This is a genomic window from Pseudomonas sp. S2_F03, from assembly GCF_054668335.1.
In genome coordinates, this window is sequence record NZ_CP162759.1 from 2,518,866 (window position 1) to 2,535,424 (window position 16,559).

General features: G+C 59.6%; 13 protein-coding genes, 2 pseudogenes and 1 riboswitch. Of the genes and pseudogenes, 10 read left to right on the top strand and 5 right to left on the bottom strand.

The window, feature by feature from the left end; genetic code table 11:
- Positions 1-2: 2 nt before the first annotated feature.
- The 4 genes and pseudogenes from AB4N76_RS11900 to AB4N76_RS11915 all read left to right on the top strand — a co-directional run bounded on the left by AB4N76_RS11900 (position 3) and on the right by AB4N76_RS11915 (position 4,520).
- Positions 3-998 carry an ArsR/SmtB family transcription factor gene (locus tag AB4N76_RS11900; RefSeq protein ID WP_460164483.1) on the top strand — a complete coding sequence of 332 codons (996 nt, stop codon included), beginning with the start codon at positions 3-5 and terminating at the stop codon, positions 996-998.
- Between the two features lie 18 nt (positions 999-1,016).
- Positions 1,017-2,207 carry a methionine adenosyltransferase gene (gene metK, locus AB4N76_RS11905; protein ID WP_046029802.1) on the top strand — a complete coding sequence of 397 codons (1,191 nt, stop codon included), beginning with the start codon at positions 1,017-1,019 and terminating at the stop codon, positions 2,205-2,207.
- A 146-nt stretch (positions 2,208-2,353) separates the two neighbouring features.
- A pseudogene (gene ligB, locus AB4N76_RS11910) lies at positions 2,354-4,036 on the top strand (NAD-dependent DNA ligase LigB).
- Between the two features lie 88 nt (positions 4,037-4,124).
- Entirely contained in the window at positions 4,125-4,520 is a 396-nt protein-coding gene (locus AB4N76_RS11915) for a DUF1090 domain-containing protein (protein WP_223522910.1), read from the top strand.
- A 59-nt stretch (positions 4,521-4,579) separates the two neighbouring features.
- Here the strand turns inward: AB4N76_RS11915 and AB4N76_RS11920 are convergent, their stop codons facing one another.
- Positions 4,580-5,029, bottom strand: a complete 450-nt coding sequence (locus tag AB4N76_RS11920; RefSeq protein ID WP_046029799.1) for a c-type cytochrome — start codon at positions 5,027-5,029, stop codon at positions 4,580-4,582.
- A gap of 128 nt (positions 5,030-5,157) precedes the next feature.
- Here AB4N76_RS11920 and mltA point away from each other — a divergent pair, with 128 nt between their 5' ends.
- Positions 5,158-6,342, top strand: a complete 1,185-nt coding sequence (mltA, locus tag AB4N76_RS11925) for a murein transglycosylase A (protein ID WP_046029798.1) — start codon at positions 5,158-5,160, stop codon at positions 6,340-6,342.
- A gap of 145 nt (positions 6,343-6,487) precedes the next feature.
- Here the strand turns inward: mltA and AB4N76_RS11930 are convergent, their stop codons facing one another.
- Positions 6,488-6,871, bottom strand: coding sequence for an MAPEG family protein (locus tag AB4N76_RS11930; protein ID WP_046029797.1), 384 nt, complete (start codon positions 6,869-6,871; stop codon positions 6,488-6,490).
- A 39-nt stretch (positions 6,872-6,910) separates the two neighbouring features.
- Entirely contained in the window at positions 6,911-7,744 is an 834-nt protein-coding gene (locus tag AB4N76_RS11935) for an EamA family transporter (RefSeq protein ID WP_046029796.1), read from the bottom strand.
- Positions 7,745-7,962: 218 nt separating this feature from the next.
- Here AB4N76_RS11935 and AB4N76_RS11940 point away from each other — a divergent pair, with 218 nt between their 5' ends.
- Positions 7,963-9,132: an MFS transporter gene (locus AB4N76_RS11940; protein WP_046029795.1), complete on the top strand. Its 1,170-nt coding sequence runs from the start codon at positions 7,963-7,965 to the stop codon at positions 9,130-9,132.
- 115 nt (positions 9,133-9,247) lie between these two features.
- Here the strand turns inward: AB4N76_RS11940 and AB4N76_RS11945 are convergent, their stop codons facing one another.
- Both AB4N76_RS11945 and AB4N76_RS11950 read right to left on the bottom strand, forming a co-directional pair.
- A complete protein-coding gene (locus tag AB4N76_RS11945) occupies positions 9,248-10,132 on the bottom strand; it encodes a formate/nitrite transporter family protein (protein ID WP_046029794.1) in 885 nt (294 codons plus the stop codon).
- A gap of 168 nt (positions 10,133-10,300) precedes the next feature.
- Positions 10,301-10,699: an acyl-CoA thioesterase gene (locus AB4N76_RS11950; RefSeq protein WP_046029793.1), complete on the bottom strand. Its 399-nt coding sequence runs from the start codon at positions 10,697-10,699 to the stop codon at positions 10,301-10,303.
- 198 nt (positions 10,700-10,897) lie between these two features.
- Positions 10,898-11,000: riboswitch (S-adenosyl-L-homocysteine riboswitch) on the top strand.
- 23 nt (positions 11,001-11,023) lie between these two features.
- Between AB4N76_RS11950 and ahcY the strand changes: the two genes are divergently transcribed.
- The 4 genes and pseudogenes from ahcY (at position 11,024) to AB4N76_RS11970 (ending at position 16,512) form a co-directional block, all read left to right on the top strand.
- The gene (gene ahcY, locus AB4N76_RS11955; RefSeq protein WP_046029792.1) at positions 11,024-12,433 is read left to right on the top strand and encodes an adenosylhomocysteinase; all 1,410 of its coding nucleotides are present in this window, start codon (positions 11,024-11,026) and stop codon (positions 12,431-12,433) included.
- 191 nt (positions 12,434-12,624) lie between these two features.
- A pseudogene (gene metF / locus AB4N76_RS11960) lies at positions 12,625-13,471 on the top strand (methylenetetrahydrofolate reductase [NAD(P)H]).
- A 125-nt stretch (positions 13,472-13,596) separates the two neighbouring features.
- Positions 13,597-14,412: a substrate-binding periplasmic protein gene (locus AB4N76_RS11965; RefSeq protein ID WP_460164484.1), complete on the top strand. Its 816-nt coding sequence runs from the start codon at positions 13,597-13,599 to the stop codon at positions 14,410-14,412.
- A gap of 222 nt (positions 14,413-14,634) precedes the next feature.
- Positions 14,635-16,512, top strand: coding sequence for a DEAD/DEAH box helicase (locus AB4N76_RS11970; protein ID WP_077431122.1), 1,878 nt, complete (start codon positions 14,635-14,637; stop codon positions 16,510-16,512).
- Positions 16,513-16,559 lie beyond the last annotated feature (47 nt).

The following is a 16,559-nucleotide window of genomic DNA, read 5'->3' on the forward strand; positions in this document are numbered from 1 at the left end:
TTATGAATTTACGCGTGCCTTCCATTCAACATGACGATTGCGACGAGCTGGCGGCCCTCTGCAAGGCTGGCGGCGACCCTCTGCGTCTGAATGTATTGCGCGCACTGGCCAACGATTCGTTCGGCGTACTGGAGCTGGCGCAGATCTTCGGCATCGGCCAGTCCGGCATGAGTCACCATCTCAAGGTATTGGCCCAGGCCGACCTGGTGGCGACCCGCCGTGAAGGCAACGCGATTTTCTACCGTCGCGCCCTGCCCCACACCGACCTGCTAGGCGGCAAGCTGCACGCTGCCTTGCTGGAAGAAGTAGACAACCTGACCCTGCCTGCCGATGTGCAGTCGCGGATCAGTCAGGTGCATGGGCAACGAGCGGCGGCCAGCCAGGACTTTTTCTCACGGGTGGCGGAGAAATTCCGTGCCCAGCAAGACTTGATCGCCGGCCTGCCGCAGTACCGCGAAAGCGTGGTGGCATTGCTCGACAAGTTGAGTTTCAGCAAAGATGCCACGGCCATTGAAGTCGGCCCGGGTGACGGCGAATTTCTGCCGGAACTGGCACGTCGCTTCACGCAGGTCACGGCGCTGGACAACAGCCCGGCGATGCTCGAACTGACGCGCCAGGTATGCGAGCGTGAAAAGCTGGCTAACGTCAGCCTGCAATTGGCCGATGCATTGAACGGTGTCAGCCTTCATGCCGATTGCGTTGTACTGAACATGGTATTGCACCATTTCGCCGCGCCGGCCGAAGCGCTCAAGCACATGGCCGACTTGCTGCAACCGGGCGGTAGCCTGCTCGTGACAGAGTTATGTAGCCACAACCAGAGTTGGGCCAGGGAGGCCTGCGGTGATCTCTGGTTGGGGTTTGAACAGGACGATTTGGCCCGTTGGGCCACCGCTGCGGGACTCGTTCCCGGGGAAAGCCTCTATGTAGGCTTACGTAATGGTTTCCAGATCCAGGTTCGCCACTTTCAGCGACCGACTGGCGACACTCACCATCGGTAAATTCAGGAAAACATCGAGATGAGCGAATACTCCCTCTTCACCTCCGAGTCCGTGTCTGAAGGACATCCGGACAAAATCGCCGACCAGATTTCCGATGCGGTGCTGGACGCCATCATTGCTGAAGACAAGTTCGCCCGTGTGGCGTGCGAGACTCTGGTAAAAACCGGCGTTGCCATCATCGCCGGCGAAGTCACCACGTCGGCTTGGGTCGATCTGGAAGAAATCGTGCGTAACGTCATTCTGGACATCGGCTACAACAGCTCCGATGTCGGCTTCGACGGCGCCACTTGCGGTGTGATGAACATCATCGGCAAGCAGTCCCCAGACATCAACCAAGGTGTTGACCGTGCCAAGCCTGAAGATCAGGGTGCCGGCGACCAAGGCCTGATGTTCGGCTACGCCAGCAACGAAACCGACGTGCTGATGCCAGCACCGATCACGTTCTCGCATCAACTGGTTCAGCGCCAGGCCGAAGCCCGTAAATCCGGCCTGCTGCCATGGCTGCGCCCGGACGCCAAGTCGCAAGTGACTTGCCGTTACGAAGGCGGCAAGGTTGTTGGTATCGACGCCGTTGTTCTGTCGACCCAGCACAACCCGGAAGTGTCGTACAAAGACCTGCGCGAAGGCGTGATGGAGCTGATCGTCAAGCACGTACTGCCTGCCGAACTGCTGACCAAGGACACCCAGTTCCACATCAACCCGACTGGCCAGTTCATCATCGGTGGCCCGGTTGGCGACTGCGGCCTGACCGGTCGCAAGATCATCGTCGACAGCTACGGCGGCATGGCTCGCCATGGTGGCGGCGCGTTCTCCGGTAAAGATCCATCGAAGGTTGACCGTTCGGCCGCTTACGCTGGTCGTTACGTGGCCAAGAACATCGTCGCTGCCGGCCTGGCCGAGCGCTGCGAGATTCAGGTTTCCTACGCGATCGGTGTTGCCCAGCCTACGTCGATCTCGTTGAACACCTTCGGCACCGGCAAGATCAGCGACGACAAAATCGTCAAACTGGTTCGCGAAGTGTTCGACCTGCGTCCATACGCAATCACCACCATGCTCGACCTGCTGCACCCGATGTACCAGGAAACCGCTGCGTACGGCCACTTCGGTCGCACCCCGGCCACCAAGACCGTTGGCGAAGACACCTTCACCACGTTCACCTGGGAAAAAACCGACCGCGCCGACGACCTGCGTCAGGCAGCCGGCCTGTAAGACTTCCCCGGCGGTACCAAAAGCCCTGCACGGTTCGCCGTGCGGGGCTTTATTGCCCGTCGACACACGCCGAAAAACTCCCGGCCGCCTCGATTCTCAAATCCGTCCTAGCCTTCCAGAACTTCATTTGAGCAAGGACGCTCACGATGCTTCTGCGCCTGTTTTCCGCTTTTTTTCTGACGCTGATTTGCCTGCCTTCAAACGCAGCCGACTGCCCTGACTGGCCTGCCGCCCGCGCGTTCGACGAAATTGCCGCCCTGCAAAAACAGATCGACTTGTGGGACGACCACTATCACCGGGGCGGGCGCTCTCTGGTTGCCGACGAAATCTATGATCAGTCCCGTGCACAACTGATCGCATGGCGTGAGTGTTTTGACGTGGGTCTGGCTCCCGAACCGTTGCGCACTGCGGGTGGAAAGTTAGCCCACCCCATCGCCCACACGGGTCTGGACAAACTGCGCGATGGCCGAGCCGTTGAACACTGGCTGCGTGATCGCGAGGGCATCTGGATACAACCCAAGGTCGACGGTGTCGCCGTGACGCTGACCTATCGCAAAGGCCTGCTGTATCAGGCGATCAGCCGGGGCGACGGCATCCACGGGCAGGACTGGACTTCTTCGGCGCGACAGGTTCCCGGCATCCCCCGACAACTTGCACAACCGCTGGACGTGCAGGTGCAAGGCGAACTTTATTGGCACCTGACTGACCATGTACAAGCGAAGGCCGGCAGCCTCAATGCACGCTCCATGGTGGCCGGCTTGATGGCTCGCAAGGCACTCGACCCGGAGCACGCCGACAACATCAGGCTGTTTGTCTGGGACTGGCCACAAGGCCCGGCCACTGTGCCCGAACGTATCGCGGCGCTGGAGGATTTGGGCTTCCCGAGCATGGCACCCTACAGCCAGCCGGTCCGGACCTTGGCCGATGCCGAACGCTGTCGCGATCACTGGTATCGCTCGCCCCTGCCGTTTGCCAGCGATGGTGTTGTCTTGCGGCAAAATCAGCGCCCCTCGGCTGAACGCTGGCAGGCTAAATCACCCTACTGGGCCGTCGCCTGGAAATACCCTTTGCCCAGGCGCTGGCCGAGGTGCGAAAAGTCGAATTCAAGATCGGTCGTACCGGACGAATCACCCCCGTACTGCACCTCAAACCGGTGACGCTGGATGACCGGCAGATCAAACGCGTGAGCGTCAGCTCCCTGCGGCGCTGGACAGAGCTGGACATCCTCCCCGGCGACCAGGTGTCCATCAGCCTCGCCGGGCTGACCATTCCCAGGCTCGACAGCGTTGTGCTGCGCAGCACCGAACGCCCTCAACTGAATGTTCCGCAGGCTGCCGCCTTCCATCATTTGAGTTGCTGGGAGCCGACACCGGGATGCGAAAGTCAATTTCTCGCGCGACTGACCTGGCTCAGTGGCAAGCGGGGCCTGGCCTTACCCCACGTCGGCGCCGGCACTTGGGAGAAACTTTTCGATACAGGCCATCTCAACGGCCTGCTGGATTGGTTGACCCTCGATGCCCGGGAGCTTGCTAACATTGATGGCTTCGGCGAACGCAGCAGCGCTCGCCTGATAGACAGTTTCAACAGTGCGCGGCAACGCCCGTTCGCTCGCTGGCTTAAAGCCTTGGAGGTTGCCTCCGACCGGCCAGGCAAAGCTTGCCGATTCATGGCAGGAACTGGCGAATCGAAACACCGAACAATGGCAGGCTGAAGCCGGTATCGGCCCGGGACGTGCGACCCAATTGAGCGCGTTTTTCCGCGATCCGCAGGTCCTGGCCTTGAGTGAAACATTACGTATTGCCGGCATTGACGGTTTTAAAGACCGGTAACGCCCGGCAGCCCGGGAACCCCCGGGGGTCGATGCGCTCCAACGCCCATCGCCACACCGACCCGCTTGTCTTTGCACATGGAGCTTTTATGAAATTTCTTTCACCGCTCGTCCTGCTGACCTTTTGCAGCGTGATGGCCGCTCCACTGATGGCTGCTGAAGAAGCACCGGAACTGACCGGCTGCGCGGCCAAGAAACAGGGCATCATCAATCAGATCGATCTGGCCAAGTCACACGGCAATGCCGACCAGCAGGCCGGCCTGGAGACTGCCTTGCGCGAGGTCACCGAACACTGCACTGACGCCTCGCTGAAGAAAGAACGGGAAAATAAAGTCCTCGACGCCAAGCGCGAAGTCAGCAAGCGTCAGGCCGATCTCGACAAAGCCATGAAGAACGGCGACCCCGACAAAATCAACAAACGCAAAGACAAACTCGCCGAGGCCCGCAAGGAATTGCAGGACGCCCTCGATGAGCTGGACAAGTAAGGATCAGTTCAGGACTGATCGTTCCCACGCACCGCGTGGGAACGATCAACAAGCGAGAATCAATGATCCCGAAACTGTTTATGACACGCACTACAGGCATCCTCGACTTTCTGCACCGCCGGCCCCAGGTTGCTGGCCTTGTAGGGCTGGACCTGGCTGGCAATCACCAACTCACCGGTGGCGGCTTCAAGGTCGCGGGACATTTCCTGAAAACGTGCCTGCTGCTGCCAGACATTGTCCTTGGCGCTGGTGTGATCTTCTTCGCGCACCTGTGGAAAATGCTTCCACGGCTCGCGGGACAGCGCATCGAGCTTCACGGCGCCGTCGGCGAATTTTTGGCCATCAAATGGAATGCGCCCACGCAACATACCGCCCAGGTCCTCGCCGGTCTTGAGCATTTGCTTGAAGATCGCCTTGCGTTGACCCAGCGGAGAATTCGGGTCGACGCCGCCGCAGGCGGACAACATCAGACAGGCCAGCAATACAACAGAAAGTCTTTTAAGAGTCATGGTGGCTACAGGTCACGGGAAACGGCGGCCAGTATCCTCGCGTCATCGGAAAAGACCAATAGCCCTATTATCAATATGGGTTGTTTGAGCGCATGGAGCACTCAGGCAACCGGCAAAGGAATTACTCCATGAACAGCCGTTTCAAGGCATGGCGTCGCCCCCTCGCGTGGGCTCTCCCAATGGTGGCCGTGCTCGCCGGCTGCACCGGCGGCGATAACAACAAGCCGAAAACCCACGCACTGGCTACCTATTCCGGTGCTACCTGGGAAGCATTGCCAGCAGTGTCCGACAGCGACCTGATCGCCGGGTTCGGCTCGTGGCGCAGCGCGTGCAACCGACTCAAGGCCGACCCGGTCTGGGGTTCAACCTGCGCGGCGTCCACCAATGTGCCGCAAACCGCCGCCGACATCCGCGGCTTCCTGAAACAGAATCTGGATGTCTATGGCCTACGCGCCGCCAATGACAACCCCAATGGTTTGATCACGGGCTACTACGAACCGGTCTACCCGGGCAGCCTGACCCAGACCACCAGCGCAAACATCCCGGTGTACGGCGTGCCCGACGACATGATCATTGTCTCGCTGGACAGCATCTACCCGGAGCTCAAAGGCAAACGCCTGCGCGGTCGACTTGAAGGACGAGTGCTCAAGCCTTACGACGATGCGGCAACGATTGGGACCAAAGGGGCCAAGGCACCCGTCGTTGCCTGGCTGACCGATCCGATGAACCTGCAATTCCTGCAAATCCAGGGATCGGGGCGTATTCAGCTCGATGACGGGCGCCAGTTGCGCATCGCTTACGCCGACCAGAACGGCCATCCGTATCGGCCCATCGGGCGCTGGCTGGTGGAGCAAGGTGAACTGAAGAAAGAAGACGTGACCATGGGCGCGATCAGCACCTGGGCCAAAGCCAACCCGACTCGTATTCCCGAACTGCTCGCCAGTAACCCCAGCTATGTGTTTTTCACTCGTAACCCGGACAGCAACGAAGGGCCTCGCGGTTCATTGAATGTGCCGTTGACGGCGGGGTATAGCGCGGCGGTGGACCGTAAAGTGATTCCGCTGGGCAGCCTGTTGTGGCTGTCCACCACGAAACCGGACGGCACTGCGCTGGTTCGCCCGGTGGCGGCTCAGGATACCGGCGGCGCAATTGCCGGCGAGGTTCGTGCGGACCTGTTCTGGGGCACAGGTGAAGCGGCCGGGCAATTGGCCGGCGACATGAAACAGCAGGGGCAGATCTGGATGTTGTGGCCTAAAGGTGCGCCGTTGCCACAAGTGCCTCAGGTGGCCGATGCGACCGACACTAAACCTTGAATTCTGCCGCGACAGTTAGATTGCTTTCGCGAGCAGGCTCGCTCCCACAGTTGATCTTCAGTGAATACAAATTTTGTGTTTCACCACAGATCCTGTTGGAGCGGGCTTGCCCGCGAAGGGGCCAGCGCAATCGCCGAGGTTGCTGTCAGACCGACACCACAAAGAAACTGACAATCAACCCCATCCCGACAAACCACACCAACGACCGCAAAGTCGCCCAGTCGGCCAAATAGCAAATGATGTACAGCAACCGGCTGGTGATGAACAACACCGACAGCACGTTGATCGTCACCAGCTCGGCATTGCCCGCCAGGTGAGCCACGATCACCGCAGCCGCAAATGCCGGGGTCACTTCAAAACTGTTCAGTTGCGCGGCATGCGCACGTCTGCCCAACCCCTCCAGCGAATCAAGAAAATCCCGGGGGTCATGGTTATCTTTCAGCCTGTACCCGCCACTGATCTTGGCGACACCCGTGCAGATATACGGCAGGAAAATCGCGATCAAAATGCACCACAGTGCAACCGTCATAGAGCAATCCTTTTTCAGTTTTAGACATTCGGGTTTCGATTAAAACTTCATCACCAATATGCCAATCATCACCAGCCCACAGGCAAGGAGTCGCGGTCGACCAAAAGGTTCTTTCAGGTAACGCATGCCAAACAGCACCACCAGAATTACGCTGATCTCACGCAACGCCGCCGCTTCGGCAATAGAACCCAGCTGCATAGCCCACAGCACCAGAGCGTAGCTGAACAACACACAGAACCCGACCGCCAACCCCAGTCGCCATTGTTCACGCCAGAACAACTTGAATGCCGGGCGCTTGCGCACCAACGCCAGCAAGGGGAATGGCCAGGCACTGAGCAACGTGACCCAGACCAGATAATCCAGAGGATGAGACCAGCGCCGCAACGCCTGGCCGTCGATGTAGGTATAGCAACCGATGCACAAGCCGATCAGTGCCACCACGGGTAGCATCGACCACGGCAATCGCGCGCCGCCACCGCCCTGCCACAGCAGGCACGCCATACCGAACGGGATCAGCAGAATTCCAAAGATCTGCTGGTTCGTCAGCACTTCCCCGGCAAAGATCAGCGTCAAGGTCAGCACCACCAGCGGCGACAAGCCACGCATCAGCGGGTACACCAGGCCAAGGTCACCGACCCGATACGCCTGGATCAGCAAGTAACGGTAAAGCAACTCGAACGCCGCCGACGCCAGAATCCACGGCCAGATGTCGATGGGCGGCACGTTCAAGAACGGCACCATCACCGCGACAAACAACAGTGCCACGCTGTCCATGCAGGCCACTACCAACAAGCGCTCCGCACTGAATTTGATCAGGGTATTCCACGCCGCGTGCAACAGCGCCGCCACCAACACCAGAGCCGTCGCAAGCACAGCACACTCCTTTATTTGTTTTTGTTCCCTGCGGGAAGCGCCCAGATAATTGATACGTCATATATCAGCTGCTGTTTATACTGCAAGCGACCACGCCGCACTCAGTTGCACACAGACTAATTCCAATAATGCCTGTCCATGCCCGCTCTCTCCGAGATCGGTCGTCGGGCTGCGTATGCCTGATCACAGCGTCAAGACTACCGACAGAGACCTTGCGCATGCCACTCGCCTTGCTTGCCCTCGCTGTTGCCGCGTTCGGCATCGGCACCACTGAATTCGTCATCATGGGCCTGTTGCCCGATGTCGCTCGCGACCTCGCCGTCAGCATCCCGCACGCGGGCCTGCTGATCACCGGCTACGCCCTGGGCGTAGTGTTCGGCGCGCCGATCCTGGCGGTCGGCACCGCCAACATGCCGCGCAAGGCGACATTGCTGGGGATGACGCTGATGTTCATTCTGGGCAACGTCTTGTGCGCGCTCGCGCCGAACTACGCCACGTTGATGGCGGCTCGCGTGGTCACGGCCCTATGCCACGGTGCGTTCTTCGGCATCGGTTCGGTGGTCGCGGCCGGCCTGGTCGCACCAAACAAGCGGGCACAGGCCATTGCAATGATGTTCACCGGCCTGACGCTGGCCAACGTACTGGGCGTGCCATTGGGCACCGCGCTTGGGCAATACGCCGGTTGGCGCTCGACTTTCTGGGCGGTCTCGGTAATTGGTGTGATTGCCGCCATCGCGCAATGGCTCTGGTTGCCGAAACACATCGCCATGGACAAGGCCAATCTCGCCAGCGAGTTCAAGGTGCTGGGCAAGATCAATGTGTTGTTGGCGCTGGGCATGAGCGTGCTGGCGTCGACCAGCCTGTTCAGCGTGTTCACCTACATCGCGCCGATCCTGCAAGACATCACCGGCGTCAGCCCGCATGGCGTGACCATCATGTTGTTGCTGTTCGGCGTAGGTTTGACGGCGGGCAGCATGCTCGGCGGTCGATTGGCGGACAGCCGTTTACTGCCCTCGCTGGTGGGCATGGCACTGGCTGTGCTGGTGGTGCTGGCGGCGTTCACGCAGACCAGTCACTCGGTCATCCCGGCGGCGATCACGCTGGTGTTGTGGGGGATTTTTGCTTTCGCCCTGTGCCCGATCCTGCAACTGCTGATCATCGATCAGGCGCACGAAGCGCCCAACCTCGGCTCGACACTGAACCAAAGCGCATTCAACCTCGGCAATGCGACCGGCGCGTGGATTGGCGGACTGGTGGTCGCCAGTGGTGCCGACCTGGCGGACTTGCCATGGACCGGCGCGCTGGTCAGCGGTTTGACGGTGCTGACAGCGTTGTTCTTTATTTACCTGCAGCGTCGTAGTGCGGCTGCGGTCAATGTCTTAGGCTGAATAGCTGCATCGCCCATGACATTGCTATCGCGAGCAGGCTCACTCCTACATGGACCGCGCCCTTCCCTGTAGGAGTGAGCCTGCTCGCGATGAAGTTGACGCGATGCACCTGTCTTTACTCCTCTTCGCGTTTGCGTGAATCCGGCGCCTGATCCGCATCCTTCTTCGGTGGCCCGCTTTCACTGCGGATCTGCGCATGGCTGATCAGGGCAAAGATAAAGCTGCCGCCGATGATATTTCCCGCCAGCGTCGGCCCGGCGAACACCAGCCAGAAATCCTTCCACGGCAACTCGCCGGCAAACACCAGGTAAGACACCTCGGCCGACCCGACGACGATGTGGGTGAAGTCTCCCAGCGCCATGAAATAGGTGATGAGGATGATGATCCACATCTTCGCGCTTTCCATGGACGGAATCATCCAGACCATAGTGGCGATCATCCAGCCGGAGACAATGCCCTTGGCGAACATTTGGCCGGTGTGGTTTTCCATGACCTTGCGCCCGATTTCAAGGAAGGCCAGGTCGGTTTTACTGTCGAAAATCGGCAAATGCAGCATCACATACGCCACCAACAACGTGCCGCACAGATTACCCACCAGCACCACCGTCCACAGCCGCAGCAATCGGCCGACGTTAACCAGTGTCGGTTTGGTCATCACCGGTAGCACGGCGGTCAGGGTGTTTTCGGTGAACAGTTGCTGGCGGGCGAGAATCACGGCGAGAAAGCCGGCGCAATAGCCGAAGCTCGCAATCACCTTGAAACCTTCACCGTCCGGCAGGCGCGAGTTGAGCAAACCCATGCCCATCAACGACAGGCCCATGGTCAACCCCGCTGCCAGCGCCGACCACCACAGCGCAGCAATGCTGCGCTCCAGTTCCTGGTCGCCTTGGGTACGGATGATTTCATGCAGTACCGCCGCACGAGGTGGCTGGTTCTTTTCGACTTCGTGCTCTTCTTCAGCCGAAAGGTTCGGGGTCTTGCCGTCTTTTGGGGTATCCATAGCATTCCTGAACCAGTGGCGTGTCATGAAGGTACGACACGCGTGGTTCGGAGCTGTTCAGTGTTCGGAAAAACGAAACCACGCCTGTAGGAGCACGGCTTGCCCGCGATGGGTTCAGCCCGGTGGCGGCGATGATGCGAAAGACGTCATCGCGAGCGAGTTCGGCTCCTACTCGACGTCATCTTGAAACTGGTCTTTGACGTATTTGATCTCGGTACGGCCATGCGGCGCCGGCAAGCCGTCTTCGCCCAGGTTGACGAACACCATCTTTTCCACGGTGAGGATGCTTTTTCGGGTGATTTTGTTGCGCACTTCACACGTCAGGGTGATCGAGGTACGACCGAACTCGGTGGCGGTGATGCCCAATTCGATGATGTCGCCCTGGCGCGAGGCGCTGACGAAGTTGATTTCGGAAATGTACTTGGTGACAACGCGCTGGTTGCCCAGTTGAACGATGGCATAGATCGCCGCTTCTTCGTCGATCCAGCGCAACAGGCTGCCGCCGAACAGCGTGCCGTTGGGATTGAGGTCTTCAGGTTTTACCCATTTGCGGGTGTGGAAATTCATATTCACTCCTGAGCGTCTTGCCGAATGATGGAGGGCATCATGGCAGAGCCCGACCTAGAGCTCTATTACGCATAGACTATGGTCTCGATTACCGTTCAGACATTGACCAACAGAAACGCTTTGGAAGATCAGCATAGCCCGCTATAATCGCCCCCGTTTCGAAACGGTAACGATCCACTGATACCGTTTTCCCGCCACCTGTCCGAGGGGCGCTGCAGCAGGTTCGACCTGTCAGGCTCGGATGGGGCGTTGCTTGACCGTTATCGGTCAGACACTAAACGCACAACGGCGCCCATTCGCATACATTACGAATGGAGGCTCTTCATGAGCGCTGTCAACACGCCTGCAGATTTCAACGATTACAAAGTTGCCGACATGTCCCTGGCTGCCTGGGGCCGTCGCGAAACCATCATCGCCGAATCCGAAATGCCTGCCCTGATGGGTCTACGCCGTAAATACGCTGGTGAGCAGCCGCTCAAAGGCGCAAAAATCCTCGGCTGCATCCACATGACCATTCAGACTGCCGTGCTGATCGAAACCCTGGTTGCCCTGGGTGCCGAAGTACGTTGGTCGTCCTGCAACATTTTCTCGACTCAAGACCAGGCCGCTGCCGCTATCGCTGCTGCCGGCATCGCGGTTTTCGCCTGGAAAGGCGAGACTGAAGAAGAGTACGAGTGGTGCCTGGAGCAAACCATCCTCAAAGATGGCGCGCCTTGGGATGCCAACATGATCCTCGACGACGGCGGCGACCTGACCGAGCTGCTGCACAAGAAATACCCGGCGATCCTCGACCGCGTCCACGGCGTTACCGAAGAAACCACCACCGGCGTACACCGCCTGCTGGACATGCTGGCCAAGGGTGAGCTGAAAATCCCGGCCATCAACGTCAACGACTCGGTGACCAAGAGCAAGAACGACAACAAGTACGGCTGCCGTCACAGCCTGAACGACGCGATCAAGCGCGGTACCGACCACCTGCTGTCCGGCAAACAAGCGCTGGTCATCGGTTACGGTGACGTGGGCAAGGGCTCGGCCCAGTCCCTGCGTCAGGAAGGCATGATCGTTAAAGTGTCCGAAGTCGACCCGATCTGCGCCATGCAAGCTTGCATGGACGGTTTTGAACTGGTTTCGCCGTTCATCGACGGTATCAACAACGGTACCGAAGCGAGCATCGACAAAGCCCTGCTGGGCAAGATCGACCTGATCGTGACCACCACCGGCAACGTCAATGTTTGCGACTCGAACATGCTCAAAGCCCTGAAGAAGCGCGCCGTAGTCTGCAACATCGGTCACTTCGACAACGAAATCGACACCGCTTTCATGCGCAAGAACTGGGCGTGGGAAGAAGTGAAGCCACAGGTTCACAAAATCCACCGCACCGGCCCGGGCGCTTTCGACGCTCAGAACGATGACTACCTGATCCTGCTGGCCGAAGGCCGTCTGGTTAACCTGGGTAACGCTACCGGTCACCCAAGCCGCATCATGGACGGTTCGTTCGCCAACCAGGTTCTGGCTCAGATCTTCCTGTTCGGCCAGAAATACGCCGACCTGTCGCCAGCCCAGAAAGCCGAGCGCCTGACTGTTGAAGTACTGCCGAAGAAGCTCGACGAAGAAGTGGCCCTGGAAATGGTCCGCGGTTTCGGCGGTGTTGTGACTCAACTGACCAAGACCCAGGCCGACTACATCGGCGTGACCGTCGAAGGTCCGTTCAAGCCGCACGCTTACCGCTACTGATTAGTCCCGCTGTCCGCTCTCCCTTGTGGGAGCGGGCTTTGTGTGAGTCGGGCTTGCCCGCGATGCAGGCGCCTCGGTGTTTCAGTTACACCTGGGTGATGCCATCGCAGGCAAGCCAGCTCCCACAAAAGCCCGCTCCCACATTGGGATATGCAAGACTTCCAGGCTTACGCGTTTTCAAGGGTATTCCCATGTCCCAAGATCGTCGCTACAGCTTCGAGTTCTTCCCTACGAAGACCGATGCTGGGCATGAAAAAGCTGATCGCCACTGCTCGTCAGCTGGCCACCTACAACCCCGATTTCTTCTCCTGCACCTATGGCGCTGGCGGTTCGACTCGTGATCGCACCCTCAACACCGTGTTGCAGCTCGAAAGCGAAGTCAAAGTCCCTGCCGCACCGCATCTGTCTTGCGTAGGCGACAGCAAGGACGACTTGCGCGGCCTGCTGGCCCAATACAAGGCCGCCGGCATCAAGCGTATCGTTGCCCTGCGCGGTGACCTGCCTTCGGGCATGGGCATGGCCAGCGGTGAAATGCGCCACGCCAATGACCTGGTCGAGTTCATTCGTGAAGAAACCGGCGATCATTTCCACATCGAAGTCGCCGCCTACCCGGAAATGCACCCGCAAGCGCGCAATTTCGAAGATGACATCGCCAACTTCGTGCGCAAGGCTAACGCCGGTGCCGACAGTGCTATCACCCAGTACTTCTTCAACGCCGACAGCTACTTCTACTTTGTCGAGCGTGTACGGGCGATGGGCGTGAACATCCCGATCGTGCCGGGGATCATGCCGATCACCAACTACAGCAAACTGGCGCGCTTCTCTGACGCCTGCGGTGCGGAAATCCCGCGCTGGATCCGCAAACAGCTGGAAGCCTACGGCGACGACACCCAAAGCATTCAAGGCTTTGGTGAACAAGTCATCACCGAGATGTGCGAACGCCTGCTGCAAGGTGGCGCACCCGGCCTGCACTTCTACACACTGAACCAGGCTGAAGCGAGTCTGGCGGTGTGGAACAACCTGAAGTTGCCGCGCTGAAACAGTGCAACATCATGAAAAAGGCTCTGGAGAAATCCAGGGCCTTTTTTATGGGATTTACTTTGTGCCAGAGCTTTCGGATCCAGTTTCTGGCTCTTTATGGTTTCTCGTCGTAATCTCACGCCATGCCCCTGATTTCGCGATTTCTGACAGTTCTGCTTTTTACTTGCCTGAGCTTTGCCGCCCAAGGCGAGAAGCTGCGCATTGTCACCGAACCGTGGGCGCCTTATGTCTATGAGGAAAATGGTAAATTCCTGGGGCTGGATTACGAAACCACAGCCATCGTCTTCAAACGCCTGGGGATCGAAGTGGAGTGGCAGTTCCTGCCGTGGAAACGCTGCCTGTCGATGCTTGAAACCGGTCAGGCCGATGGCGCGCTGGATATTTTCCACAGTGCCGAACGTGACGCGACCCTGCTCTATCCTGGTGAACCGCTCTCGGAAGTCGAGTTCGTGATGTTCTACGCCAATCAGCGGCCCCACCCGTTTCGCACCTTGAGCGATCTGAAAGGCCTGACCATCGGCACCTCACCGGGCTACCTCTACAGCAAGGATTTCAGCGACTCGCCGCTGTTCATCCGTGAACCGGCGCCCACCCATGAAGCTAATTTCGGCAAGCTGGTACGGGGGAGGATCGACCTGCTGATCACTGATCGCCGGGTCGGCCAGCATTTGCTCGATGAATTGGGCATTCGCGACAGGATCACCGAAAATCCGACCGTCATCAGCCACCAGAGTCAGTTTCTGGCGGTACGTCGCAATGCCGGCATGGATTTGCTGGTGCAGCGTTTCGGCGCCGAACTCAAGCGCTTCAAGCGCGAGCCCGCCTACGCGGAACTGAGCGCCCGATACGGGGCGCAACCCGGTGCCGCCCTTAACACCGACACCGCCAACGCGAACCCTATAAAAACCGTTGAGCAGCAGGAAAGCGGCGCGCAGTGATTGCTCTGTTATACTCCGGCGTTCCCGCCAGGCTCACGCCCGGACGCTCGGACTTGTTCAAGGCATCTCGACCCCGCTACAGCGCAGCTTTCGGCCCGCGCGAGCACTCCAGACGAGCTTTTGAGTTCCAGCAGGACCGGACGGGATTGCGTTCCTCTTAAACGCGATTCGCGCCAGGCAAGACTCCCATTGGGCCAAGCCCTAACTAAAACAGGATTACTCATGTCCTTTGCTTCCCTCGGTCTCTCCGAGGCTTTAGTCCGCGCCATCGAGGCAGCGGGCTATACCGAGCCTACTCCGGTGCAACAGCGGGCTATTCCCGCCGTGTTGCAAGGTCGCGACCTGATGGTCGCGGCTCAGACAGGTACCGGTAAAACCGGCGGCTTCGCCCTTCCGATTCTGGAGCGGTTGTTCCCCAACGGTCACCCGGACAAATCCCAGCGTCACGGCCCGCGCCAACCGCGCGTACTGGTCCTGACCCCGACTCGCGAACTCGCGGCTCAAGTACACGAGAGCTTCAAGCTCTATGCCCGTGACCTGAAGTTCGTCAGCGCCTGCATCTTCGGCGGCGTCGGCATGAACCCGCAGGTTCAGGCCATGTCTCGCGGTGTTGACGTGCTGGTGGCCTGCCCTGGCCGCTTGCTCGACCTCGCCGGCCAAGGCAGCGTCGATTTGTCCCACGTGGAAATCCTCGTGCTGGACGAAGCCGACCGCATGCTCGACATGGGCTTTGTCCATGACGTGAAGAAGGTTTTGGCCCGCCTGCCGGCCAAACGGCAGAACCTGCTGTTCTCGGCGACGTTCTCCAAGGACATCACCGACCTCGCCGGCAAGCTGCTGCACAACCCGGAACGCATTGAAGTCACGCCGCCGAACACCACGGTCGAGCGTATCGAACAGCGTGTGTTCCGCCTGGCTGCCAGCCACAAGCGCTCGTTGCTGGCCCACCTGATCACCAATGGCGCCTGGGAACAGGTGCTGGTGTTCACCCGCACCAAGCACGGCGCCAACCGCCTGGCCGAGTACCTGGACAAACACGGCCTCAGCGCTGTCGCGATCCACGGTAACAAGAGCCAGAACGCTCGCACCAAAGCCCTGGCCGACTTCAAGGCCGGTGAAGTGCGCATTCTGGTAGCCACCGACATCGCGGCGCGTGGCCTGGACATCGACCAGTTGCCCCACGTGGTCAACTTCGAACTGCCGAACGTCGACGAAGACTACGTTCACCGCATTGGCCGTACTGGCCGTGCCGGTCGTTCGGGCGAAGCGATTTCGCTGGTCGCGCCCGACGAAGAGAAATTGCTCAAAAGCATCGAGCGCATGACCAAGCAGAAAATCGCCGACGGCGACCTGATGGGCTTCGACTCCAGCGCTGTAGAAGCCGAGAAACCTGAAGTCCGTGAGCGTCCGGATGTGCGTAACCCGCGCAACCCACGTGGCCCGCGCGGCGACGGCCCGAACGGCACCGGCGGTGGTGGCGGTCGTAAAGACAAGGGCAAGGACAAGGGCGGCAAGGAAAAACCTGCCGCCACGGCCCGCGGTGATCGCCCGGCACGTGAACACAAGCCACGCGAAGGCACCCCGGCGCGCGAACAACAGCGTCCGGCGCCGCGCGCTGCCTCGGCTGACCGTGCCCCAGACGAGTTCCTGGACGACGATATCGATAACTTTGGTAACCGCGTCGATTACGTTCCTCAAGCCAAACCGGCTCAGGGTCGTGGCCGCCGTCCGGGTGCTCCGGCACAGGGTTCGGCCGCTGGCGCAGCTGCTCCGCGTACCGGCGGCAAGCCTCAGGGTCGCCAAAGCGGTCCGCGCAGCAGCGACGGCGCCACCACCGGCACGCCGCCAGCCAAGCGCAGCGGTCCACGCAGCGGCGCTCCACGTGACGGTCAGGCCCGTCGTGAAGAAGGTCGCAACCGTCGTCCTGCTCGTGACGATCAGCCGCGTTCGGAACCGGCCGTGCAGAACCCGCGCGGTCCAGCGCCGAAGATCATTCACAAGGAGTCGAAAACCGATCGTTTCCCGACTCCTGAGCAACTTGATCAACTGCCAGGCCGTCCGCGTGGCGAAAAACCAGCATTGCTGACCCGCAACCGCTAAGTTTTTCCTGCCATAAAAAAATGCCCCTGATCTCGCGATCAGGGGCA